This is a genomic window from Ruegeria sp. HKCCD7303 (assembly GCF_013111185.1).
GTDB lineage: Bacteria > Pseudomonadota > Alphaproteobacteria > Rhodobacterales > Rhodobacteraceae > Ruegeria.
Genome location: NZ_WVRE01000010.1, coordinates 102244 through 126630, shown reverse-complemented (window position 1 = coordinate 126630; position 24387 = coordinate 102244). Strand labels below are relative to the sequence as shown.

The 24387-nt window shown below is 56.4% G+C and carries 27 protein-coding genes and 1 pseudogene; 15 read left to right on the top strand and 13 right to left on the bottom strand.

The window, feature by feature from the left end:
* Positions 1-170: 170 nt before the first annotated feature.
* The gene (locus GS630_RS20200) at positions 171-761 is read right to left on the bottom strand and encodes a hypothetical protein (protein WP_171180722.1); all 591 of its coding nucleotides are present in this window, start codon (positions 759-761) and stop codon (positions 171-173) included.
* 97 nt (positions 762-858) lie between these two features.
* Positions 859-3207: a DNA topoisomerase IV subunit A gene (gene parC, locus GS630_RS20195; protein ID WP_171621374.1), complete on the bottom strand. Its 2349-nt coding sequence runs from the start codon at positions 3205-3207 to the stop codon at positions 859-861.
* 206 nt (positions 3208-3413) lie between these two features.
* Between parC and GS630_RS20190 the strand changes: the two genes are divergently transcribed.
* From GS630_RS20190 to GS630_RS20165, 6 genes are all read left to right on the top strand, one after another.
* On the top strand, positions 3414-4058 hold the full coding sequence (locus GS630_RS20190) for an SH3 domain-containing protein (RefSeq protein WP_245223292.1): 645 nt from the start codon (positions 3414-3416) through the stop codon (positions 4056-4058).
* A 69-nt stretch (positions 4059-4127) separates the two neighbouring features.
* On the top strand, positions 4128-4955 hold the full coding sequence (locus GS630_RS20185) for an SDR family NAD(P)-dependent oxidoreductase (RefSeq protein ID WP_171621373.1): 828 nt from the start codon (positions 4128-4130) through the stop codon (positions 4953-4955).
* 77 nt (positions 4956-5032) lie between these two features.
* Positions 5033-5236, top strand: a complete 204-nt coding sequence (locus GS630_RS20180) for a twin transmembrane helix small protein (RefSeq protein WP_171180728.1) — start codon at positions 5033-5035, stop codon at positions 5234-5236.
* Positions 5237-5809, top strand: coding sequence for a cob(I)yrinic acid a,c-diamide adenosyltransferase (locus tag GS630_RS20175; RefSeq protein ID WP_171180731.1), 573 nt, complete (start codon positions 5237-5239; stop codon positions 5807-5809). It begins immediately after the preceding gene.
* Between the two features lie 240 nt (positions 5810-6049).
* Positions 6050-6808 carry an electron transfer flavoprotein subunit beta/FixA family protein gene (locus GS630_RS20170; RefSeq protein WP_171180733.1) on the top strand — a complete coding sequence of 253 codons (759 nt, stop codon included), beginning with the start codon at positions 6050-6052 and terminating at the stop codon, positions 6806-6808.
* The gene (locus GS630_RS20165; protein WP_171180735.1) at positions 6808-7737 is read left to right on the top strand and encodes an electron transfer flavoprotein subunit alpha/FixB family protein; all 930 of its coding nucleotides are present in this window, start codon (positions 6808-6810) and stop codon (positions 7735-7737) included. Before GS630_RS20170 ends, GS630_RS20165 begins: the two co-directional genes overlap by 1 nt.
* A 59-nt stretch (positions 7738-7796) precedes the next feature.
* Here the strand turns inward: GS630_RS20165 and GS630_RS20160 are convergent, their stop codons facing one another.
* On the bottom strand, positions 7797-8600 hold the full coding sequence (locus tag GS630_RS20160; RefSeq protein WP_256368712.1) for a DUF6473 family protein: 804 nt from the start codon (positions 8598-8600) through the stop codon (positions 7797-7799).
* Between the two features lie 163 nt (positions 8601-8763).
* Between GS630_RS20160 and GS630_RS20155 the strand changes: the two genes are divergently transcribed.
* The gene (locus GS630_RS20155) at positions 8764-9639 is read left to right on the top strand and encodes a 3-hydroxybutyryl-CoA dehydrogenase (protein ID WP_171180737.1); all 876 of its coding nucleotides are present in this window, start codon (positions 8764-8766) and stop codon (positions 9637-9639) included.
* Positions 9640-9714: 75 nt separating this feature from the next.
* Here the strand turns inward: GS630_RS20155 and GS630_RS20150 are convergent, their stop codons facing one another.
* From GS630_RS20150 to GS630_RS20120, 7 genes are read right to left on the bottom strand one after another with little or no spacing between them, the layout of a single operon-like run.
* Positions 9715-10614: a lysophospholipid acyltransferase family protein gene (locus GS630_RS20150; RefSeq protein WP_171180739.1), complete on the bottom strand. Its 900-nt coding sequence runs from the start codon at positions 10612-10614 to the stop codon at positions 9715-9717.
* 38 nt (positions 10615-10652) lie between these two features.
* Complete coding sequence (locus tag GS630_RS20145; protein WP_171096062.1) at positions 10653-10922, bottom strand: HPr family phosphocarrier protein; 270 nt, start codon at positions 10920-10922, stop codon at positions 10653-10655.
* A 16-nt stretch (positions 10923-10938) separates the two neighbouring features.
* The gene (locus tag GS630_RS20140; RefSeq protein ID WP_171180741.1) at positions 10939-11331 is read right to left on the bottom strand and encodes a PTS sugar transporter subunit IIA; all 393 of its coding nucleotides are present in this window, start codon (positions 11329-11331) and stop codon (positions 10939-10941) included.
* Positions 11328-12209 carry an RNase adapter RapZ gene (gene rapZ, locus GS630_RS20135; protein ID WP_245223293.1) on the bottom strand — a complete coding sequence of 294 codons (882 nt, stop codon included), beginning with the start codon at positions 12207-12209 and terminating at the stop codon, positions 11328-11330. The genes GS630_RS20140 and rapZ overlap by 4 nt, the downstream gene beginning before the upstream one ends.
* Positions 12206-12676: an HPr kinase/phosphorylase gene (locus GS630_RS20130; RefSeq protein WP_171621372.1), complete on the bottom strand. Its 471-nt coding sequence runs from the start codon at positions 12674-12676 to the stop codon at positions 12206-12208. Before GS630_RS20130 ends, rapZ begins: the two co-directional genes overlap by 4 nt.
* Positions 12677-12679: 3 nt before the next feature.
* Complete coding sequence (locus GS630_RS20125) at positions 12680-14398, bottom strand: ATP-binding protein (protein ID WP_171712207.1); 1719 nt, start codon at positions 14396-14398, stop codon at positions 12680-12682.
* Between the two features lie 31 nt (positions 14399-14429).
* Positions 14430-15134 (bottom strand): response regulator transcription factor, encoded by a 705-nt coding sequence (locus tag GS630_RS20120; RefSeq protein WP_171180748.1) that lies wholly within the window; start codon positions 15132-15134, stop codon positions 14430-14432.
* 343 nt (positions 15135-15477) lie between these two features.
* Between GS630_RS20120 and GS630_RS20115 the strand changes: the two genes are divergently transcribed.
* The 3 genes from GS630_RS20115 to GS630_RS20105 all read left to right on the top strand — a co-directional run bounded on the left by GS630_RS20115 (position 15478) and on the right by GS630_RS20105 (position 18307).
* Complete coding sequence (locus tag GS630_RS20115) at positions 15478-17076, top strand: phosphoenolpyruvate carboxykinase (RefSeq protein WP_171180750.1); 1599 nt, start codon at positions 15478-15480, stop codon at positions 17074-17076.
* Between the two features lie 313 nt (positions 17077-17389).
* The gene (locus GS630_RS20110) at positions 17390-17728 is read left to right on the top strand and encodes a hypothetical protein (RefSeq protein WP_253740707.1); all 339 of its coding nucleotides are present in this window, start codon (positions 17390-17392) and stop codon (positions 17726-17728) included.
* A 12-nt stretch (positions 17729-17740) separates the two neighbouring features.
* Positions 17741-18307 (top strand): hypothetical protein, encoded by a 567-nt coding sequence (locus GS630_RS20105; RefSeq protein WP_253285952.1) that lies wholly within the window; start codon positions 17741-17743, stop codon positions 18305-18307.
* Positions 18308-18311: 4 nt separating this feature from the next.
* Here GS630_RS20105 and GS630_RS20100 read toward each other — a convergent pair.
* A pseudogene (locus GS630_RS20100) lies at positions 18312-19076 on the bottom strand (TSUP family transporter).
* Between the two features lie 144 nt (positions 19077-19220).
* Here GS630_RS20100 and GS630_RS20095 point away from each other — a divergent pair.
* From GS630_RS20095 to GS630_RS20085, 3 genes are all read left to right on the top strand, one after another.
* Entirely contained in the window at positions 19221-20912 is a 1692-nt protein-coding gene (locus tag GS630_RS20095; RefSeq protein WP_171621370.1) for an acyl-CoA dehydrogenase family protein, read from the top strand.
* Positions 20913-21142: 230 nt separating this feature from the next.
* Positions 21143-21697 carry a hypothetical protein gene (locus tag GS630_RS20090; RefSeq protein WP_171180754.1) on the top strand — a complete coding sequence of 185 codons (555 nt, stop codon included), beginning with the start codon at positions 21143-21145 and terminating at the stop codon, positions 21695-21697.
* Positions 21698-21733: 36 nt separating this feature from the next.
* A complete protein-coding gene (locus GS630_RS20085) occupies positions 21734-22126 on the top strand; it encodes an META domain-containing protein (protein WP_171180756.1) in 393 nt (130 codons plus the stop codon).
* On the opposite strand, the gene recO is transcribed toward GS630_RS20085, so the two are convergent.
* Positions 22110-22835, bottom strand: coding sequence for a DNA repair protein RecO (gene recO, locus GS630_RS20080; RefSeq protein ID WP_171180758.1), 726 nt, complete (start codon positions 22833-22835; stop codon positions 22110-22112). The genes GS630_RS20085 and recO overlap by 17 nt on opposite strands.
* 195 nt (positions 22836-23030) lie before the next feature.
* Here recO and GS630_RS20075 point away from each other — a divergent pair, with 195 nt between their 5' ends.
* Entirely contained in the window at positions 23031-23282 is a 252-nt protein-coding gene (locus GS630_RS20075; RefSeq protein WP_171180760.1) for a hypothetical protein, read from the top strand.
* 262 nt (positions 23283-23544) lie between these two features.
* Positions 23545-23934 carry a VOC family protein gene (locus GS630_RS20070; protein WP_171236152.1) on the top strand — a complete coding sequence of 130 codons (390 nt, stop codon included), beginning with the start codon at positions 23545-23547 and terminating at the stop codon, positions 23932-23934.
* A gap of 59 nt (positions 23935-23993) precedes the next feature.
* On the opposite strand, the gene GS630_RS20065 is transcribed toward GS630_RS20070, so the two are convergent.
* Positions 23994-24317, bottom strand: coding sequence for a SemiSWEET transporter (locus GS630_RS20065; protein WP_171180764.1), 324 nt, complete (start codon positions 24315-24317; stop codon positions 23994-23996).
* Between the last annotated feature and the right edge of the window lie 70 nt (positions 24318-24387).

Below are 24387 nucleotides of genomic sequence, written 5' to 3'. Positions count from 1 at the left end.
CAATCGTGCCGATGTTGACGTGCGGTTTTGTACGCTCAAACTTTTCCTTTGCCATTCCTCAGGCGCCCTTTTGCGATTTGGGGGACCCTTGGTCCCGTGGTTACATCTGCGCGCGCGAGATATTTGGTTCACGGGGGAAAATCAAGCACATCCTGAAGGAAATGCGGCAATCACGCAGGATTTTGCGTGACCTCGGTGGATTCCAGCGGTTGGATCAGGCTCGGACGCTTGTCGAACCAGCCATTCTCTTCATGTTCTTCGGCCAACCATTCTTCGACTCGGTCCGCGACCTTCAGGGCCAGACCGCTCATCTGTTCTTCTTTGGTTCGGGTATTGCCTGAGCCAGTAAGGGCACTTTCACCGGTCGTGTCTTCCAGCACTTGAAACTGTTTCCCCTTGGCCAGAAACTCTTTTTTCTTAACGTCATACACGTTGACCAGCACAATCGCGGTGCTTTTGGGATTGTAAATCACAGGTATCCCAGGGGGTGCCAGCATATACCCCTCAAGGCTGATGCCGATGTCATATTCCTGCGCGCCTTCGTAACGGCCTAATCGAATATCAACCGCGTTCTGAATGGCTTTGGTCCATTCATCTGGTGTGGCGTCGCGCGACACCGGACCCTGCACGGCTTTGTCCGCAAAGGCATAGTTTACGCGCAGTTTGAATTCCCCCAACGACTCAGGCGGTTCATAAACCTGGGTCTGCGTACATGCGCCCATCAGGGCCAATCCGGTAATCAGGGTCAGAATTCGCAACATGTGTCTCTTCTCGATAGGCCTGTTTTACGGGATGTAGCGCACCAACACGGCCTGTGCAAAGTCGTATCAGCAGAAATTGATCGCAGTGGCAGCAGAGTCACGAAAACTTATAGTCCCGAGGGAAGCCGTAAGGTGGTTTTTTCCCAACGCTCGCGCGCTTGGCCAACCATTGGGACATGTCCGCCTCGTGTCGGGTCTTCTCACCGCCCATGGACCATTTCAGCCCTTCTTCCCAGTTGAAGGTGGTGATGTCCGACAACCCGCCATCCAGTTCCAGCGTGCCCTGCCGTCCACGCGCCATGTTGTACTTCTGCAGGCGCACACCCTTGCCACGGGTCATTTCAGGCAGTTCTTCTGTCGGGAAAACCAAGAACTTACCGTTCTGGGATACAACGGCCACGTGGTCGCCATCGACCGGCTTACAGATCATCGCCGTCTCGTCGCCTTTGACGTTCAGCACCTGTTTTCCGTTGCGGGTCTGGGCCAGCACGTCATCTTCGGGAACCATAAACCCATTGCCTGCATCCGAGGCCACCAGCAATTTACGCCCCGGCTTGTGGATTAGGATGTCGATGATCTGGGCCTCGTTCGGCAGATCAACCATCAGGCGCAGCGGCTCGCCCATTCCCCGTCCACCGGGCAGATTGGCCGCACTGACAGTGTAGAATCGCCCATTCGAAGCAAACACCAGTAGGCGATCCGTAGTTTCCGCGTGGAAAATGAAACGCGGGCCGTCGCCATCTTTAAACTTCAGCTCTCGTTTCAGGTCGATATGGCCGGTCATGGCGCGAATCCAGCCCATCTGAGAGCAGACGACCGTGATCGGCTCCTTATCGATCATTGCCTCAAGCGGAACTTCTTCGACTTGTCCGGCCTCGGCGAACTGCGTGCGACGCGCGCCGCCGTCGTAGTCTTTGCCGAAGGTCTTCTTCGTCTCTTTCAACTGCTCGGCTATTTTCGCCCATTGTAGGGCCGGATCGGCCAGCAGGTCTTCGAGATTGGCGCGTTCCAGCATCAGCTCGTCACGTTCGTGGACCAACTCCATCTCTTCCAGACGGCGCAAGCTGCGCAGGCGCATGTTCAGAATGGCGTCGACCTGAACCTCGGACAGTTCGCCCTCACCCGGCTTGGGCGTGACGTAATCAGACTCGTCGGTGGCACGAACGTGGTCGATGCCCCAATCCTCGCGCATCAGCGCGGCTTTGGGGTCGTCGTCATAGCGGATGATGTCGATCACACGGTCAAGGTTCAGGAAAGCAACGATAAAGCCTTCCAAGACCTCCAAACGGTGGTCGATCTTGGCCATCCGGTGACGTGAGCGGCGGATCAGCACCTCTTGCCGGTGATCGAGGAAGGCGCGCAGCACTTCCTTCATCGAACAAACCTTGGGCGTTACCCCGTCAATCAGCACGTTCATGTTCAGGCTGAACCGCACTTCAAGGTCCGAGTTGCGATAGAGCATGCCCATCAGCACCTCGGGATCCACGTTTTTAGATCGAGGTTCAAGGATCAGTCGGATGTCATCGGCGGATTCGTCGCGCACATCGGCGAGAATCGGGATTTTCTTGGTCTGGATCAGTTCCGCGATCTTCTCGATCAGCTTGGATTTCTGAACCTGATACGGAATCTCGGTGACAATGATCTGCCACTGGCCACGGCCCAAATCTTCGACCTCATATTTACAACGCAACCGGAACGAACCGCGCCCAGTACGGTAAGCTTGCGCGATATTCTCCGCCGGCTCGACAATCACGCCGCCGGTTGGGAAATCGGGGCCGGGCACATAATTCAGCAGCGTATCGTCGCGGGCATCCGGCGTCTTGATCAGATGCAGGCAGGCATCGCACAGCTCGGCAATATTGTGCGGCGGAATGTTCGTCGCCATACCCACGGCGATCCCGCTGGCACCATTGGCCAAAAGGTTCGGAAACTGCGCAGGCAGCACCACCGGTTCGGTCAGCGTGCCGTCATAGTTGTCGCGGAAATCAACGGCGTCTTCGTTCAGCCCCTCAAGCAGCGCTTCGGCCACGATGGTCATCCGCGCCTCGGTGTAACGCGAGGCAGCAGGGTTATCCCCGTCGATATTGCCGAAATTCCCCTGCCCGTCGACCAACGGGTAACGGACGTTGAAGTCCTGCGCCAATCGCGCCATCGCGTCGTAAATAGCGGCGTCACCGTGCGGGTGATAGTTACCCATCACATCGCCCGAGATCTTGGCGGACTTTCGAAAACCTCCGGTTGCACTGAGTCGCAGTTCCCTCATCGCATAGAGGATTCGCCGGTGTACCGGCTTCAACCCGTCCCGCGCATCAGGCAGAGCACGGTGCATGATGGTGGACAGCGCATAGGTCAGATAGCGCTCACCTATCGCGCGGCGCAGTGGTTCAGCAACCTCGCCCCCATTGTCAGGGGCCTCCATATTGGGGTCGTCGATCGTGTCATTCATACATGATGTGATACGACGCTAGGCTGCCCGGGTAAAGCAAGCAGAGTACATTTTACTGGGGACAAGTCGCGCTTTTTGCAACAGGGGGAGGCAAGTGGGTGTTTTCCCCGAATTTTCGACTCGGCCTCACAATTATGCTACCATTCCAACAATTGAATGATTGCTGCCCATTATTGTTGTTACGATTACCTTGGGGGATGGCCTCTATGCGCCTGATACTTGTTACTTTCGCCGCTCTCGGCTGGACGTTTTACGTGATGAGCGGAGGTCCCGACTTTGAACCGCGCGGTGTGCGCGACGCTAAGCCGGAACGCGTTGCTGTTGCAGCCAAACCGGCGACACCGGTCGTCGAACCCACACCAATTGTCAAACCTGAACCGGTTGAGAAACTGGTGATACGGACCTCTGCCGCGTCAGAAAAAGTGGTGCCGACGCCCGTCGAATCCGATGCTCAGCTGGGCGAAGAGGAGACCAAAGCCTTGCTTTCGCAAGTGGCTGCGGGCCTCAAGGCAAACCCGTCGCTGTTCAGCGACGAAAACGTCACTCTGACCCTGGCGTCGCTTGAGCAAGGTTTGGGGTCACTGGAACAAGTCGCAACGGATGCCGAACTGCCAACGGTTGATCTGGCTGCACCAGTTGAACCGCCCAAAGATATCCGCGAAATTTCGGGTACCCGTGTCAATATGCGCGACGGGCCCGGAACCATTTATCCAATCATCGGCAAGGCCCGCATTGGCCAACAGGTCGAAGTCTTAAGCGAATCGGGCACAGGCTGGTTGCGCCTGCGCGTGTTGCCGGGGCAACAGGTTGGATGGATTTCGGCATCACTTGTCCGGAAAACAACAAACTGACGCCGGAGCGTCATTGCCCTGCCGCAAACCCCGCCATAGCTATTGGCGGGGTTCATGTTCGGAAGGCTCATGCAGAAATCGATACTCATTACGGGATGCTCTTCGGGTATAGGCCTGGATGCAGCACACGGTATGCGTGCACGCGGCTGGCGTGTTTTTGCGTCCTGCCGCCAGCAACGCGATTGCGACCGTCTGCGCGCACAAGGCTTTGAAAGCCCCAAAATCGACTATACCGACACCGAGAGCATTACGTCGGGATTATCTTCTGTGCTCGAGGCAACGGGCGGCACTCTGGATGCCTTGTTCAACAACGGCGCCCATGGACTGCCTGGCGCGGTCGAGGACGTGCCTACGGACGGATTACGCCATATCTTTGAAACCAATGTCTTCGGATGGCATGAGCTGACGCGCCAGGTGATTCCCGTTATGCGGGAACAGGGTTATGGACGAATAGTTCAGTGTTCTTCGGTTCTGGGCCTTGTCGCCTTCCCCTGGCGTGGGGCCTATGTCGCCACCAAATACGCCATCGAGGGTTTGACCGACACAATGCGGCTTGAACTGCGGGATACCGGAATTCACGTTGTTCTGATCGAACCCGGACCAATCACCTCGAAACTCAGGGAAAAAGCGATCCCGATGTTCGAAAGATTCATTGATTGGGAAAGCTCGGCGTTACGAGAAAAATATGAAGCCTCGCTGTTGAAAAGGCTTTATGAAAGCAGCGGCCCGGATCGTTTCGAACTGCCAGCTTCGGCTGTGACCGACAAACTCGCCCACGCGGCTGAAGCGCGGCGGCCGAAGGCGCGATACTATGTGACGACGCCCACATATGTGGCCGGGATATTGCGCCGAATCTTGCCCACAAAAGCGACCGATCGCATCCTGTCGGACATCTGAGGCGAAATTTCCCGTTCGCTTTTTGACGTCCCAACGCTAGATGGGTCATAATCGAAAAAACCGGACGGTGACTTGAAATGGACCTTTTAATGGTCGTTCTGCTTTTGGCCATGGCGGCAGTTGTCGTAGTGCTGACCCTTGGCATTGCGAATTTCGGCAAAAGCGGCATGGAAGCTGCAAAGAAAAGCAACAAGATGATGCGGCTTCGCATCCTCTTTCAGTTCATTGCCGTGGTGCTGATCGTGCTATTCGTTTACCTGCGCGGACAAGGGGTGCAATAAATGGTCGTTCTCAACAAGATTTACACACGCACAGGTGACGACGGCAAAACCGCTCTGGGCAATGGCGAACGCGTGGCCAAATACGCGGGGCGCGTTGCCGCGTACGGAACGGTAGATGAGTTGAACGCATTTGTCGGTGTGGCCCGAACCGAGGCCCAAGGTGAAACAGATGCAGCATTGTCGCGCATTCAGAATGACCTTTTCGACCTGGGCGCAGATTTTTGTCGCCCCGATATGGATAAGGATTCCGAGGCCGACTATCCACCCCTGCGTATCGTACCCTCTCAGATCGACCGTCTTGAAGCCGAGATTGATGCGATGAACGAAAATCTGGAACCACTGCGCAGTTTCATCCTACCCGGTGGATCACGTCTGGCAGCGCATCTGCACGTGTGTCGTACGGTGTCTCGTCGGGCAGAACGGCTGGCGGTCGAATTGACGAATATGGAGCCGGTCAACGATGTGGCTGTCAAATACCTCAACCGGCTCAGCGACTGGTTCTTTGTCGCGGCTCGCTGCGCGAACGCCAACGGCAAAGACGACGTTTTGTGGGTTCCGGGCGCGAACCGCTGAAAGCGGCGCGGTGGGAAGGCGGCTGTCAAATTTGTGCGCGCCGCAGTCCTTAAAATGCAGAGGCTTCAAACGGCAATCTTTCGCCCTTGTTTGAAAAAAACCGCAAAACGCGACGTCCCGACGCTATGACGTGACGATTTTGCTCTGTTGTGCCACTGCTGCAGGCGCTATCTAGTCCGTCGAGAGCATTGGCAGAGTCGCCTTCGCGGCTTGCCGTTTTTTTGAGGAGCGTACGCAAAAATGAAGGTACTGGTGCCTGTCAAACGCGTGATTGACTACAACGTTAAGGTTCGCGTGAAAGCGGATGGAAGCGGTGTTGATCTCGCCAATGTCAAAATGTCGATGAACCCGTTCGACGAAATTGCTGTTGAAGAGGCGATCCGTCTGAAAGAAGCTGGCAAGGCCGACGAAGTTGTCGCCGTTTCGATCGGCGTCAAGCAGGCGCAGGAAACCCTGCGGACTGCGCTGGCCATGGGCGCCGACCGCGCGATCCTTGTTGTGGCGGCAGACGACGTTCACACCGACATTGAGCCGCTGGCCGTTGCAAAGATCTTGGCCAAAGTGGTCGAGGAAGAGCAGCCTGGCATCGTTCTGGCGGGCAAACAGGCAATCGACAATGACATGAACGCCACCGGCCAAATGTTGTCGGCCCTGCTGGGCTGGTCGCAGGGTACCTTTGCCTCGGAACTGGACATCGAAGGCGACAGCGCCAAGATCACCCGTGAAGTGGACGGCGGCCTGCAGACCATCAGCGTCAAGATGCCGACCATCGTGACAGTTGACCTGCGCCTGAACGAACCGCGTTACGCGTCACTGCCCAATATCATGAAGGCGAAGAAAAAGCCGCTGGATGAGAAAACCGCCGCCGATTACGGCGTGGATGTCAGCCCGCGTCTGGAGATTGTCAAAACCGACGAGCCGCCAGCGCGCGCCGCTGGTATCGTTGTAGGCTCGGTCGACGAGCTGGTCGAGAAACTTAAAGAAGCGGGGGCTGTGTAATGGCTGTACTTCTGCTTGCCGAAGTCAACAATGGTGAACTGGCGCTGGACGCGACTGCAAAAGCCGTCAACGCTGCAAAAACTCTGGGCGATGTGACCGTTCTTGCCGCAGGTGGGTCTGCCGCCGCTGCTGGTGAGGCTGCTGCAAAGATCGACGGCGTGTCCAAGGTTCTGGTTGCCGAAGATGCCTCGCTGGGTCACCGCCTGGCGGAAACGACCGCGGCGCTGATCGTGTCGCTGGCCGACGGGTACGAGCACATCGTTGCCCCTGCAACCACCGACGCCAAAAACGTGATGCCGCGCGTTGCTGCGCTGCTGGACGTGATGGTGATCTCGGATGCGTCCGGTGTAGTTGACGGCTCGACCTTCGAGCGTCCGATCTATGCGGGCAACGCGATCCAGACCGTGAAATCGAACGACGCCAAGAAAGTTGTCACCCTGCGGACCGCCAGCTTTGATGCTGCGGGCGAAGGTGGCTCGGCCCCGGTTGAGACCATTTCTGTCGGTGAAAACCCCGGTCTGTCGTCGTGGGTCGAGGACAAGGTTGCCGAGAGCGACCGTCCGGAACTGACCTCGGCAGGCGTTGTTGTCTCCGGTGGCCGTGGCGTCGGCTCGGAAGAGGACTTCAAACTGATCGAAACCCTGGCCGACAAGCTGGGCGCTGCAGTTGGCGCGTCGCGCGCCGCCGTTGACTCGGGCTATGCCCCGAACGACTGGCAGGTGGGTCAGACCGGTAAAGTTGTTGCCCCCGATCTGTATGTCGCTGTCGGCATCTCGGGCGCGATCCAGCACCTGGCCGGTATGAAAGACTCCAAGGTCATCGTTGCGATCAACAAGGACGAAGAAGCCCCGATCTTCCAAGTCGCCGACTTCGGACTGGTCGCAGACCTGTTCCAGGCCGTACCAGAACTGACCGAAAAACTCGGCTGATCAAACAGCGTAAGTTTTCGTCGAAAAACCTTACTGGGCCCGCCTTCTGGCGGGCCTTTTCAGTTTTGGTCCCGCAAAACAGGTAGCAATTTCCCGGCAATCTCACGGTGCGCAGATGGGCCTATCACATGCTCTGCCATTGGCTGTTGCAAGGTTCCAAACAACACATCTTCCAAAGATTCCGATTGCCCTGTCACGCGCACCGAACATTCAACGATACCCGTACACAAGGGCCGAAGCTGATTGATCATTTCGACATTTGGCAAAACGAGGTCGCTGTGCATCCCCTCCTGCCTGTGCACCTCTAGCCAAAGCAAAATGACCGGCGGTTTGATTTGGCGTAGAACCTTGGACGTAGTGCGCACCCAAGCCTCGCGCAGTTCTTGAGCAATGACTTCAAATCGCGAGTCTTGCACTGCGTGCAGCCGCGTTAGCAGATGCCGTACGAAATGGATTTCCGTGAAGTCGACCTCGGGAAAAAGCTGTTCCAGATCGTGCGAAGGGGCCAGAAACCGATCATTGCGGCGCGGATGAACCCGGTAAAACCTGTTCGACAAGCACGGCAAGTCGGGTGTTTGCAACACGCAAATTTCGGCCCTGTTTGCCAACTCTAACACTGCCGGATCAGCAAGTAACGCGTCAGCACCACAAAAAAGGCTACCAAAATTGACACAAGGTCGTCCCAAAAGTTTGGTAAGCTCGGCAGGAAAAGGCTGTTCCACAAAACGGCCAAAGGTTTCCTCTCCGCCCAAACACGCAACGAAAGGGTCGCTCAGGTCACTCGGCGGGCCGCGAAACCAGAGTTTGGAGCCCTTGTATTGACAGACGGAGTCCCCGCCCCTGTTCATCTCATGAAAGCTCATCCCAAGCCCCCCACATTTCACCCGGTTGCCATCTTGCGGCCTCAGATGTTGAGAAATTCCTAATGCGCGCATTTGAAGCAAAATTGACTGGTTCGATCCCCTTGCCGCATGCCCCGGTCTGCCGATACTGTCGCGGTATCCTTCAGGGCAAAGGCAGCTGTACATGGAAGTAAAATCAGTCGGAGTGATTGGCGCAGGTCAGATGGGCAATGGGATTGCCCATGTTCTGGCATTGGCGGAATACGAGGTCTTGCTGAACGATGTCAGCCAGGACGCACTGAATAACGCTGTGTCCACAATTGAAGGGAACATGGCGCGCCAAGCCTCTCGCGGGAAGATCACCGACGCAGAGATGCAGGCCGCGTTGAACCGGATCTCGACCACTTTGGAGTTGCCCCGCCTTGGACAGACCGATCTGGTGATCGAGGCTGCGACCGAACGGGAAACGATCAAGCAGGCGATTTTCGAAGACCTGCAACCACATCTTCTGCCGCATACGATTTTGACGTCCAACACATCGTCTATCTCGATCACACGTCTGGCCAGCCGCACCGACCGGCCAGAGCGTTTCATGGGGTTTCATTTCATGAACCCAGTGCCGGTCATGCAGCTGGTGGAACTGATCCGGGGCATTGCGACGGACGAAGACACATTCAGCGCCTGCAAAGCTGTTGTCGACCGCCTGGGCAAAACGGCTGCTAGTGCCGAAGATTTCCCGGCCTTCATCGTTAACCGCATCCTGATGCCGATGATCAACGAGGCCGTGTACACGCTTTATGAAGGCGTCGGCAGCGTTCAATCCATCGACCAGTCGATGAAGCTGGGCGCGAATCATCCGATGGGCCCGCTGGAATTGGCGGACTTCATCGGGCTGGACACCTGTCTGGCAATCATGAATGTCTTGCACGACGGTCTGGCAGACACCAAGTACCGCCCCTGCCCGCTGTTGACTAAATATGTCGAGGCTGGCTGGCTGGGTCGCAAGACCGAGCGCGGGTTCTATGACTATCGCGGAGAGGTTCCGGTACCGACACGATAAAAGGGGGCCAGCCCCCTCGCCCGGATTTCATCCGGGCTCACCCCCGAGGTACTTTTTGCCAGATGAAGACGCGGATTAGGCTTTGTTTGATTGGCCCAAGGACATTGTGCGATCCCGTAGCCATGCCATGAAGCCGCGCGGGTCGCGCTCGAGCAGTTCCATGTCTTCATCGCCGATCGGCTCGCCGATAACCGGCGACTGCGGTTTGTTGCAGGATCGTACGATCTCGTGCAGCAGCAAACCCTGACGCAGAATCGGCGACAGTTTATTGGCAATCTGGTACCAGCGCGAGTTGCTGCCCGGGAAGAAAATCGGCAGCACCTGCGCACCCGAGCGGCGGATCATCTTGGCCGTGAAAACGTTCCATTCCCGCTCGATAGCTGGACCAAACCAGTCGTCCGAAGACATCACCACGCCTGACGGGAACAGTGCAACAACGCCGCCGTTCTTTAGGTGCTCCATCGCCTTGCCACGCATCTCGAGCATTTTGGCCTGCGCCTCGGGGTCGTGCGGGAAGGGCACCGGGATCATGAAAGATGTCGCCGCCTCATCAAGTCCGGTCAGGACCGAGCGAGTCAGAATGCGGTAATCGCTGCGGACCCGTCCAATCAGCTCGGCCAGGATCATACCATCGACCATACCGTGCGGATGGTTGGCGACCACAACGACGGGACCGGTTTTGGGAATCCGGGCAATCTGTTCCTGCGGTGTGGTCAGGTCGATACCCATAGTCGTAAGGGCACCACCCCAGAACCTCTGGCCGCGATAGTATTCGTTCTTTTTCTCGAATTTGTTGACCATTCGCAAAATGGTCAGCTTGCCGGTGCACCATTCGATGGCCCGAATGGCGGTTGAGGTCCAGGCATCATCGAACGAGTTCGCATATGTCAGGGTTCTACGGTCGTAGATTTCGCCCTCATCCGCGGTCCCATCCACCACTGGGCTTGTCTTGGTCTCGTGCGTCGTTTCCGCCAATTCCTGGTCTTCCCGTTTTCATGTCGCGGCGGGGCGGATTAAAACCCCTCTCCGAACTTGTCGTTCACAAGCGCTTCCAGAGCTTCCGCCAATGCCTCAGCATCCGGCCCGGACGTCTCGACGTCAATAGTTGTTCCGCGCGAGGCTGCCAACATCAAAAGACCCATAATACTGTCACCTGAAGCAGAAAGTCCGTCTTTTGACACCTCGGCACGGGCATCGAACCCTTCCACGACCTCGACCAGCTTTGCCGAGGCGCGGGCGTGAAGGCCCTTTTCATTGATAATTTTAAGGCTTCGGTTGGTCATAGTCGTCAATCCGGTTTTATTCTAATGTCACATTTTGTGCATTTATGTATTTCCGTCCAGCCTCCATCGCCTGACGCACAGCATCGCCGATGGGCAGGTGGCGGCTTTTGGCCAATTTGATCAACATAGGCAGATTGGCACCATAAAGAATCCGCCGATCCTGAGGTGCGCAGGCTCTTAAGCTGAGATTCGATGGGCTTCCGCCAAACAAATCTGTGACGACCACGACGCCATCGCCCATGTCTACGCTGTCGGCCGCCTGGCAGATCTCGGCTTGTTTCTTGTCGCGGTCGTGTTCAGCTTCGATCGCAATAGCCACCAGGCCGGGTTGCGGCCCGACCACATGCTGTGTGGCGGCCAGATATTCCTGAGCCAACCCCCCATGCGCAACGATCACAATCCCGATCAATCCGACCTCACATTCAACGTCCGGCGTTCCATCTCGCGATGCCTAATTGCCACTTGCTGACCGCCTTCGGCAAGGGCCTTTGCGACTGCTTCGGCCATTGCAACGGATCGGTGTTGCCCCCCGGTACACCCAAAGGCCACGGACAGGTGCGCTTTGCCTTCTGCCCGAAATGCGGGCAGCAGCAAAGTAAGCAGGTCCATGACTCGTTCAAAAAACGGCAAATAGGTCGTGTCCGATTGCACGTAGTGCGCGACATCAGGATGTCGACCATCGGCCGCCCGCAATTCGGGACGCCAATACGGGTTGGCAAGAAACCGGCAGTCGAACACCATGTCCAACCCGCGCGGTAGCCCGCGTTTATACGAGAAAGACTCGATCGATACCGCAAGGTGCCGCCCGCCTTTAGGCGCAAACCAGGTCTCGACCTCTTCGCGCAGCTGATGGACGTTGAGAAGACTGGTGTCGATCAGGGTATCCGCAATCTCGCGGATCGGGGCCAACAGTTCTTTTTCACGCTGGATGCCCGTTTCGGGGCTGGCATTTCTGGCAACGGGGTGACGGCGGCGGGTTTCCGAAAACCGACGCAACAGAACGTCATCGCTGCAATCCAGGTACAATACCGTTAGATCGACCTGCGCCATTCGGCCCAGCTTTTCTGCAAGCTCGATAAACCTGATTGTCGAAAAGTCCCGATTGCGAGCATCAACACCCAACGCCATCGGGCGGTCGCTGTCCGCGCTATCGAGCAGGCGCATCAGCAGCCCCATGGGCAGATTGTCGATGGCTTCAAAACCAAGGTCTTCGAGAACATGAATTGCGGTAGACCGACCAGCCCCCGAAGGGCCTGTGACCAATACGATCCGCCGTTGTGAAATCATGTGTTCGGCCATTCCGGATTTACACGCCCATTTTTTAGCAGCTGCATCAACGCTGCAGCCAAATTGGGGACGCCGGCACCGCGAAGCAAGGGAACAGTTTGCCTCAGGACCTGAACAGTGAATTGTTCGGGTAGGCGTTGTGGTTCGCTCTGGTCCAGATCGACGACGTAATCGATCGGAACTGGCCCCGTTGCTTCGGCCCTGAGCAGGCCGATGTAACGCGCTTCGATCAAGTTACGGATATGCGGAACAGCGGACGCAACGATCTGTTCATCGTGCATCTGTAGAATCACACGGTCATCTGCAACCAGGTCAGCCCCATAGGCCATCAGCTGCAACGCCAACTCAGATTTCCCAGCACCAGAAGCCCCGATGATCAACACGCCACGCTGTTCTACCGATACACAAGACGCATGAACGCACGCCCTGTCACGGTTGTTGGCCTCTGACAGTAAGAAGATTTGCATTTCTCAAACAGGCAGCCCCACGACAAATCGTGCGCCCAGCGGATCAGAGGTGATGTCTGCCTCGGTCGGGCGTATGTTTTCGGCCCAGATCACGCCGCCATGGGCTTCTATAATCTGCTTTGAGATCGCCAGCCCAAGACCTGAGTTATTGCCAAAGTGCTCTGCAGGACGCTGCGAATAGAATCGCTTGAACACTTTCGTTAGCGCTTGTTCGGGGATGCCTGGGCCCGTGTCCTCGACCACAACCAGCACTCGGTTGTCGCGCTGACGGACCCAAACACGAATAGCATCGTTTTCTTCGCAGAATGAAATCGCGTTTGTGATGAGGTTTACAAATACCTGCGCCAACCTTGCTTCGAGCCCGTTGATGACAATGGGTTCGGACGGCAGGTCAGTTATATAGTCGATACCTTTGGACCGGGCGTCCTCACCCAAGTATTGGCCAAGGTTGCCCAGCAGTTTGAGCAGATCAAATGGCTGCTCTGCTTCTTTTACCAATTCCGCGTCCAGACGCGATGCGTTCGAGATATCGCTGACCAGGCGATCCAGACGACGGACATCGTGTTCGATCACATCCAGCAGCTTGTCGCGCTGATCCTCTCTTTTAACCATACGCAATGTGCCGACAGCGGATTGCAGACTGGCCAGAGGGTTCTTGATTTCGTGGGCAACATCGGCCGCGAACTGCTCGTTTGCGTCGATCCGATTATAAAGTGCGGTCACCATGCCACGCAGGGCGCGGCTGAGCCGTCCGATTTCGTCCGGCCGAGCGCTAAGGTCCGGGATACGGATACGACCGGGATTAACCCCTGTGCCACGATCCTTGCCCATTTCAGCCGCTGCCGCCAAATCCGCCAATGGGTTGGCGATGGTTGAGGCCAGAACCAAACTTAGCCCTACAGAGACAAGCAGGGCCACCACAAACATCTGAAGGATGCGCTCTTGTTCGCGGCGGACAAGCGCGTCAATTTCCCCTGCCGGACCTGTGATGGCAACCGCGCCCGCTGGGTTGCCTTCGTACAGGATCGGAGCAGCGGCAACAATCACTGTGTCACCCGCGCTATCCTGCACCGCCTGAACCTGTGTTTGCCCGGTAAGAGCCTGCGGAATAATTGTTTGGACTCGCTGCGCCAAGGTCGGAGATTCAGTTTCGGTCGACCAGTTGAATATGTTCGACAGCCCAATCCAAACCGCATTCAATGTGTCGCTGATGACGGTGCCGCCAGTCTGTACTTCGGTGTTTGTACGCAGAAGCACGGGCATATCGGACGCTTGTGGCACGCCGCGTGTCCACCCGATCAAGGTGCCGCTGGCGTCGTACACAAAAACCTCGCCGCCTTCGGGCAGCGTCAGCCCTGAAAGCGTGTCCTTGACGTCCAGGTTTCCGGCATTTTGCGCAGAGATCTGCGCCCCCTGCCGCAGCTGGGTTTCAAAAACGTTGCTGACCAGCTGCGCATCACCCAGCAGATTGCGGGCGGTTTGCTGCACCTTTTCTTTGCGCGAATCGTCCAGATACAGCAGCCCTGTGACCAAAATCACCAAGGCGATCAGGTTGAAAGTGATAATTTTGCGCGCCAAGGGTGAACCGCGCAGAGAAAACAGGTTTCTCCGGGACCGCTTCTCTCTCAGCTCGGCGGATTCGAAATCCTGTGGGATGACCCAGTCATCCCCAAGAACGACATCACCGTCGCGCAGTTCTCTGGCTTCTTCGGTGTCGCGCACGAGTGCCCATTACCTCTTGCAGGCGTCGCGCCTATTCTTCGTTGTAACGGTAACCGATACCATACAGGGTTTCGATCGCCGAGAACTCTGGGTCGGCTGCGCGCATTTTCTTACGTAGGCGTTTAATGTGGCTGTCGATTGTCCGATCGTCCACATAAACCTGATCATCATAAGCCACATCCATTAACTGATCGCGGCTTTTGACAAATCCCGGACGCTGGGCAAGCGCTTGCAACAACAAGAACTCGGTCACGGTCAGGGATACATCATTCCCCTTCCAGCTTACAGCATGGCGCAACGGATCCATCCGCAAGTCGCCGCGCTCCATAACCTTCGTGTCAGCGCTGTTGGCGGCAACCGCATCTCCGCTTGTCGCCTCTTGTCGGCGCAACAAAGCACGGATGCGCTCAACCAGCAAACGTTGCGAAAAAGGCTTTTTCACGTAGTCATCTGCGCCCATGCGCAGGCCAAGAACCTCGTCAATCTCGTCATCTTTCGAGGTCAGGAAGATCACCGGCATCTGCGTTTTCTGGCGCAGCCGCTGCAGCAGATCCATGCCGTCCATACGCGGCATTTTTATATCGAGCACAGCCATATCCGGCAGCTTTTTGTTGAACGCATCCAACGCGGCCTGGCCATCATTATAAGTTTCAACCTCGAAACCTTCGGCTTCAAGTGTCATGGATACGGACGTTAGAATGTTTCTATCGTCATCCACCAGTGCAATCTTTGACATCGGGCTCACCCCTATTCCTGCTCACTCGCGCAATAATTCGCTTATTTGTAAGGCATTGTTGGCGGTTTTAAGACGCCGAATCAATCCGTAACCGCGAATCGTGCCTTTGTTGCGGCAGGTCTGCGGCAAATTTGCCTTGATGCCCGCAAAAATCTGCCCGCTTTTCGAACATTGAATTGGTGGTGGCGCTAAACTCGGACTTGGTTGCGCTAACTGCGTCAACCCGCCTGTTCATGTCCCAAACGACCGTGATAAGAGGCGCCCAGCCGCCGGTTTTTACCGGCTCACTGCCCCAATGGCGCACACGGCCAAAGCCTTCGCGCCGCCACAGGAGAAGACAAACATGACATCTGGACGGGTTAACCCGCAATTCCGCCTCGAAGATCAGGGCATCGAGGGTCTGGGCAATGTCTATTACAACTTCATGGAACCAGCGTTGATCGAAGAAGCGCTGAAGCGCGGCGAAGGTACACTTGGCAACGGTGGTGCGTTTCTGGTCACCACCGGTAAGTTCACTGGTCGCTCGCCGAAGGACAAGCACGTCGTTAAAACAGATAGTGTCGCGGACACCATCTGGTGGGAAAACAACGCCGAAATGAGCCCCGAAGGCTTTGACGCGCTGTACGAAGACATGCTGGCCCATATGAAAGGTCGCGACTATTTCGTTCAGGATCTCGTTGGCGGCGCTGACCCCGCATACGCGATCAACGTGCGCATGGTCACCGAGCTGGCATGGCACAATCTGTTCATCCGCCACCTGCTGCGCCGACCGGATCGCGAGGATCTGGATGACTTCACAGCCGACTTTACCATTATCAACTGCCCGAGTTTCCAGGCCGACCCGGCCAAGCACGGCTGCCGCAGCGAGACTGTGATCGCGCTGAACTTTGATCGTAAACTGATTTTGATCGGCGGAACTGAATACGCAGGTGAGAACAAGAAGTCCGTCTTCACACTGCTGAACTACATGCTGCCGGAAAAAGGCGTGATGCCGATGCACTGCTCGGCCAACCACGCTGTTGGCAACCCGGTCGACACCGCCGTGTTCTTCGGCCTGTCGGGGACCGGCAAAACAACTCTGTCCGCTGACCCCGCCCGAGTGTTGATCGGCGACGACGAACATGGCTGGTCGGATCGCGGCACCTTCAACTTTGAAGGCGGTTGTTATGCCAAAACAATCAACCTGAACGCCGAGGCCGAGCCAGAAATCTACGCGACCACCAGCAAGTTCGGCACCGTGATTGAGAACATGGTATTCGACCCCGAAACCAAAGAGCTGGATTTCGACGACGATTCGCTGACCGCAAATATGCGCTGTGCCTACCCGCTGGAGTACATATCCAACGCCTCCAACAGCGCCTTGGGGGGCCATCCCAAGAACATTATTATGCTGACCTGCGATGCGTTTGGCGTGCTTCCTCCGATCGCGCGACTGACCCCGGCGCAGGCGATGTATCACTTCCTGTCTGGTTTCACGTCGAAAGTTGCAGGTACGGAACGCGGCGTCACCGAACCCCAGCCCACATTCTCGACCTGCTTTGGCGCGCCTTTCATGCCGCGTCGGCCGGAAGAATACGGCAACCTTCTGCGCGACAAGATAGCCCAGCATGGCGCGACCTGCTGGCTGGTGAACACCGGCTGGACCGGCGGCGCTTATGGCGTAGGCAGCCGGATGCCCATCAAGGCGACCCGCGCTCTGTTGACTGCGGCCCTGGATGGGTCACTGCGCGATGCTGAATTCCGCAAGGATGCCAATTTCGGTTTTGACGTGCCTGTCTCGGTGCCGGGAGTGGCCGAGGTTCTGCTGGACCCGCGCCGCACATGGGACGATCAGGCGGCGTTCGACAAACAGGCGGAAAAACTGGTTCAGATGTTTGCCGAGAACTTCGAGCAGTACCTGCCGTTCATCGATGACGACATCAAAGCCGTTGCAATCGGCTAGCAAGTAAAGGGGCCTACGGGCCCCTTTTTCTTGCGCGGCGTCATTCTTTGATATCAACCTTTGATTGTATGTCACAAAAAGCACATACAAGTGCGTTGTTTCAAATTGCGATCTGCGGTACCCATAGGGTTCGAAGGGACGAAAAAGCCCGGCACGTCAGCGCCGGGCATTGACTGAAAGGACTTTGTGGCAGCTCAAACGCGCACACTCACAATGCAGAATTGAGCAACCTAATCAGGTGCCTAGTCTATGTAAATGGGGATGAGTGTCAATATGGGACTACCTGGTTTGTATTGAAACCGGGGTGTCCCAAATGGTCGCAGACTGGCGATCGTTGGCACAGGAAATTGCAGGTAAGAACATGACAGAAATCTCGAAACTCACCGAACTTCGCAAACTGATGCAAAGCATGGAGCGGACGCTGGGTCTGGAAAAACTATCTTCGGTTGAGCGCGACATCTATTACGCCGCAGAAGAGCTTTCCAAGTCCGATCAGGAAGTGCGCACGTTTGGTTTGATCGAGCATACATTGGTTCAAAGCGTATCGCGCCCGACTTTTTTCCGCGCCCTGAAATCCTTGGTGGAAAAAGGCTATCTTTCACAAAGCGGCAGCGCCAACCGGGGGCGGTATATCGTTAATGCTCCCAGATGACGCCTGCAACATATGCGCGATGCGGTGATCGCAGTGCGCGCCTGGGTGATTGATACGTTTGCGGCCTCATTGGCCTATGTCGTGGCGTCATTCCTGACCTTCGCCGTTCTGATGCCGCTCCAGAACATGTATTTTCCCGAATACCCAAGCCGGGCCAGCCTGCTGTTTTTGCCACATGGCGTGCGGGTTCTTTCTGCTTGGCTACTAGGGTGGCGCGCGATTTTTGCCTTGTTGCCAGGCGTCTTCATCGTTTTTGCTTATTTGGGGGGTACGGACGTTTTCCTGTCCAGTCGCCTGCTGGCCATTGCCATTGCAGTCACCACGGTTCCAGCAGTGTTTTATCTGTTAAAGGCTGTGGGGTGGGATTTGTTCCCGCGCCCTGATCGCAAACCATGTTGGGTTTGCATCATGGGAGTGGGTGTAATCACGTCCTTTCTTGTCTCAGGGCTGACAAATCTGGCCTTTGGCAGTGAAACCGTCGAATATATTGCCTTTTTGATCGGGGATATCTCGGGCTTGTTCTTCTTAATGCTGGGGCTCTATTTCGCATTCCGCCTTGCCGATAGACGTACGGGTTGAGACATCACCCCAACAGACCGCGCCGCAGCAGGTTCAACCCAGCCACCAGCAATACAAGTAAAGTCGCTTTGCGAAAGCTGGCCTGGTCAATCCGGTCCTGCAGTTTGAAGCCGACCCACATTCCAGCCATAGCCGGTAAGATCAGTATCGCGGAAAACGAAATTGTTTCCGTCCGCAAGATGCCGGATCCTAAATGAGCGGCTACAAGTAGCAGCGCACCTAGTCCATAAATAACACCCTGAATGCGGATCTGTTCCGACTTGGGTGTATTCAAGGCCATCAGGTAAGCCACTGTTGGCGGCCCCCAAACACCAGACATACCGCCCGCAAAACCCGCTTACCCTCTCATGGCAGCCTCAATTCTAGGCGACGGTTGGTTCAGTACCAGACGGACCCCCAGAACTTGAACCAGGCAGAAAACGGAAACAAGACCGCCAATCAAAAGCAACGAAACGGAACTGGGCACCATGGTGACTAGTTGCGCGCTCAGAACCAACATGAGGCCACCGACGATCAGGAACACGCGAAAGTTCAAGACCGAGGAATAAGCGGCGACCGCGCCTCCGCGCAATGCCTGAAGTCCATTCGTCACAAGCGTTAGCAGGATAAGCCCAGCCAAGGTCAACTCCGGGGTAAGAAAAGAATTCAACCCGGACACCATGACCATGGGCATGGCGAAACCAACAATACCCTTTATCCACCCCGCAGCAAAAGCAATGGCCATGGCAAGCATCAGGTCCTGCGGGGAAAGAATGGAAAACAAGGTCATTCCCCCTAGATACCATCTGGAATTTCTTCTGCATTGCAAAAATGATCAGGTAATTTTTGAACTTTTTCGCAGCGTAATAAGTATTTTTGTTGCGCTGCACGTGCAGCATGATATGACCAGACGACCCAGGAAAGGACGCGATTCATGGCCCACGACGGACAGGATATGACCGAGATGACAACTGCTGCAGTTTTGCCCGATCTTCTGGATTTAACCCGAGCCGCTGTGCCTGCGGTGGAGGCAGTATTTGAAAAAGCCCGCGAGTCTGTGCGCGGCATGGTCACTGCGGATGGCCGCGTGTCTGGCTCCCTTATTGAAGCGAAGCAGACTGCTGCGCATGGCTTGGCTTGGCTCGCCACTTACACTCAGTCACTGCAACAGATGCAACGCTGGGCAGAAGCGCTGCAAGCCGAAGGAAAATTCGGCGAGGTTGAACAGCTTCTGCACCAGATCGCCTTTGGCGAATATCTGCATCAGGTCGCAGGTGGCATCCCGATGAATCAAGGCGAAGTCGTCCGCCTTCAGGATATGGGCCTTGGCTGGGACGCGCTGTCGGGCTTTCAGTCTAGCGAAGTTCAAACTCTGATGGCGCAGGCCAACTCTCAGGCGGCGCGCAGCCGTTTGGTCGAACTGATGCAGGATCAGGCGGGTGCCACCATGTTCGGCAACTCTGGTCTGGACGAAGAGCTTGAGATGATCCGCGACCAATTCCGACGCTACGCGCAGGAGAAGGTCGAGCCCCACGCCCATGAATGGCACCTAAAGGATGAGCTGATCCCGCTGGAAATCATCGAAGAGCTGGCGGAAATGGGCGTGTTCGGCCTGACCATCCCAGAGGAATTCGGCGGATTTGGCCTGTCCAAGGCGTCGATGTGCGTAGTTTCAGAAGAACTGTCGCGCGGCTATATCGGCGTCGGTTCGTTGGGCACCCGGTCCGAAATTGCAGCCGAGCTGATCATCGCCGGCGGCACGGACGAGCAGAAAGCCAACTGGCTGCCAAAACTGGCCAGCGCCGAAATCCTGCCCACCGCCGTTTTCACCGAGCCCAACACCGGGTCAGACCTTGGCAGCCTGCGCACGCGTGCTGTGAAGGATGAAAACGGCGACTATAAGATCACCGGCAACAAGACCTGGATTACCCACGCGGCACGCACCCATGTGATGACCTTGCTGGCGCGGACAAACCCCGACAGCACCGACCACCGAGGCCTGTCGATGTTCCTGGCCGAAAAGACCCCGGGCACAGACGAGAATCCCTTCCCAACCCCCGGCATGACTGGCGGCGAGATCGAAGTTCTGGGCTATCGCGGTATGAAAGAATACGAGCTGGGCTTTGACGGCTTCCACGTCAAAGGTGAAAACCTGCTGGGCGGCGAAGAAGGCAAGGGTTTCAAGCAGTTGATGGAAACCTTCGAATCTGCCCGCATCCAGACCGCTGCACGCGCCATCGGTGTGGCGCAAAGCGCGCTGGATATCGCAATGCAGTACGCGATCGACCGCAAACAGTTCGGCAAATCACTGATCAACTTCCCACGCGTGTCCGGCAAGCTGGCAATGATGGCGGTCGAGATCATGATTGCACGTCAGCTGACCTATTTCAGCGCGTGGGAGAAAGACCACGGCCAGCGCTGTGACCTTGAAGCCGGTATGGCCAAGTTGCTGGGCGCCCGTGTGGCTTGGGCCGCTGCCGATAACGGGCTACAGATTCACGGCGGCAACGGTTTTGCGCTGGAATACAAGATCAGCCGCGTCCTGTGTGACGCGCGCATTCTCAACATTTTCGAAGGGGCCGCTGAAATTCAGGCGCAGGTTATCGCACGCCGACTGCTTGGGTAACTGCTTTCAGCATCCCGTTTCCCCAACTGACCCGGCCTTTGCGCCGGGTCTTTTTCTTGATGCAATGGCATTGCAAGGGCAGCCACTGATGTACTTTCAGTAAACAGAGAACATCCGGCGCACTTCCGCTGTGCGGCGCTGAACTCTGCAAACTTCCCCTTTGCATCTGTTTGGAACCCCGGTACAGCACCCAGCGAAACAGGCCCAGTCAACGGAATGGTGAGCATAAAATGATCCGACGACTCTTTGCGCTTTGGGCGATACTTGCTGCACTTGTGCTGGGCGGCTGCTCCGTCAGTCAACCGAACGCGACCCAAAGCGACATCGATGCGCTGACACAGGCCATCCGGTCGCTCGGGCCCGAGGTTGATCCCGTCGAGGCGCAACAGGCTGCCACGATCTCCTACACCTATTCTCAGCAATTGGCGCGGGAATGGAACATCACCGATCCAGCCATCATCCACAATGCCAAGATCGCTAACGGATTTCGCGAGTTTGGTCTGTGCAACGATTGGGCACAGGCCATGACCGCACGGCTACGGCAGGAAAACTTCCGCACGCTCGACTTGCATTGGGTCACGTCTCCACCAACGCAGTTTCGGATCATCCATCATTCCGCGCTGATCAGCGCCAAAGGGGATTCGATGTATGACGGTATCATTCTGGACCCGTGGCGGAATAGCGGCGCATTGTACTGGGCACCCGTGCGCGAGGACACCAAATACAACTGGAGGCCACGCCTTGAAGTGCGCCGGGACTTGCTGAGCGGCACGATCCCCTATTGAGTTTTCCCTACAGCCTAATTGGGTTAAGACCCTGAAATGACCCGCCTGATCCTGACTCTGCCCCTGCTGGGCCTGTTCCAATGTGAAAAAGACGAAACCGTCGCCGCCTATGGCGCTGCGGACCGGACATGGGTGTTGCAGGAAATCGATGGCCAACCTTACGAGGCCAGCGCCCTGCTGCGCTTTCCAGAAGAGGGTAAGATTGCAGGAAACGCCCCCTGCAACAGCTACACAGGCACTCTGAATGCGCCCTACCCCTGGTTTGAGATACAAGACCTGAGCGCAACACGAGCCGCTTGTGCGGGACTCGAGGCAGAGGGGTTCTATTTCGCCGCCCTCATGGCCATGACCCAATCCGAAGTGTCCGGCGACGTGCTGATCCTGCGCAATGAGGATGAGCACGAGATGGTGTTCACAGCCGCCGAGTAACCTGATCCACAAACCGCGCACGTGCTTCTGGCAGCGGGTTATGCCCCAAAGACGGGGCGACACGGTGTTCCAAGAAATACCCGGTCGTACGCAAGGCCTCGGCGATCTCGGTGTCCGGCGCGGTACCTTGGCCGCGCAGGCACGGCGGCAACGGCAACAGCTTGTCCGCCCATTCCCCGGCACCTTTTGCACTGACGGCGCGACCCGTTTTGGGTGACACGTAAACCAGCCCTTCCGTCACTCCGGTCACGGCGCAAGTGGTCAGGTCAAGACCAAAGCCCAGCTCATCCAGCAAAGCAAGCTCCCAACGCAAATACGCCAGCGGCCAGATTTCATCCTGACCCAGCAGATCCATCAATTGTTCGGTCCGCTTGTAAAGCGCGGGGTGCGGTTCGCGTTCGGGCAGGCAGAAGGATAGCAACGCCACAACGGCATTGAGCCCGGACAATGCCAGCCGCCCCGAAAACGCGGCCGCCGCGCGGGACCTCAGCGGTTCAACCTGAAACGTGCCCAGATGCTCTTCCAGCCGCGCGCGCCACAGCACGTCCAGCTGCGCGCCTGGTTGCAAAATGGGCGCGACCTTACGGCTGGTTCCACCGCGTACAACACCGGCGTGACGCCCGTGGGCCTCGGTGAAGACCTCTATTATCGCCGCAGTCTCACCGTGGTTGCGAGAGGTCAGAAGTATGCCGTGATCACGCCAGTCCAAAACTCGACCTTGTTGCTGCTTGGGTTAAACCGCAGAAAATCCCAAGCCGAGTTGGCACGCAAGTGCAGAACCTGCCCTGCCTGTATCGTTCAAGGTTCTTTTCAGAAACAGCCATAGTTTTGTGACTTCCTGCCAGCCATCTTGCACAGCCTCACAAGCTCGCCCACCTGCGCTTCAAATGGAAGGGGTCAAGCAATGATCGATGACGAACCGCAACCTGGGGCTTACTACGACGCACGAAACATCTGGACGCATGATCCAACGGCTGCTGACATGCAGGTGTATGAGAGGTTCGCTTCGACCGTTGTCGATCTGGTGCAGGTGCTGGACGATAACAAACCCATGCTATCAAGGGATGTTTACGCGCGCTTGTTCTCATCACTGCTACAGATGTCCAGAGTGTTGGGCGCGTACGAAGACGGCTGGAGTGGTCAAAACAACATGTGAGGTTTGCCCACACAGAATAGCAAGCCAAAACCCTGCCCTTTTGAACATAGGGCCGTGTAAGGCGAGTCTGTCGCAATTCCCTTCAGTCCCAGCAAAGGCAGCCTTCAACACGGATCTAGGTAACTTCCAGCGTGGTATTACATCACGGTCCGAAGTCACGGTTTCGCGGGGATCGGGCTGACCACAGTACAAGAATCGCATTGCACGAATGCAATTCCGCCATTAATGTTCCCTTTATGTTCTAAATTTAGGGATTTCAGAAATGTCACTCAACTATGTCATGATCGGTTCAAACGACGTTGTTAAGGCGCGCACATACTATGATGCGGTTGTGTCAACAATAGGCGGAAAAGTCGTCGCCGAGTACATGCCGCATGCAGTATGCTATGAGCTGCGCGGTGGCGGGTGCATATGGGTCGCGACGCCGTTCGATAAGGAAGTTGCGACAATCGGAAATGGCAACATGGTTGGCTTGCTTTGCCAAAGCGAAAAAGAAGTGAGAGATGCACACGAAACAGCGCTGGCCCATGGCGGCACAAACGAGGGCGACCCGGGTGATCGCCCCCAATACGGTCCGAACTTCTTTGGCGCCTATGCCCGCGACCCGGATGGGAATAAGATGAGCTTTGTTTACTTCAGCGATGCAGGTTGAAAGCGTCGTGAATGATTTTCCGGGGCGATGTTGATAAGAATTCCAAGGACGTCGGAAGATCAGAACGTCACACCGGCATGAATCAGAATACCCACGACCATCAGCAGATTCAGCACCGTTGAGATTCCGTTGCCCACATAGATGGGCAACTTGCCGACCACCAGCCCATAGGCAAACCACAGAAAAGACAGCCCCGCATAAAGCGACCAGGATAGCAGCGACTGACCTGAGGCGTGATCGGAATGGGTAAAGTAGAGCTTGACCAGTTGCGGAAGCGTGGCGAATGGGCCGACGACACCGACAAAGACCATGAAGTTCTCGAACCGCTGCATCCAGTGGCCAAGTTCCGATTTTTCCAGTTTCTCAGCAAGTGTTTCAGTCACGAGAACACCTCATCGTTTTGCATTGATCCAAGGGGCAATCAGCCCTGAACGGCCAGATGTCATTTGAAAA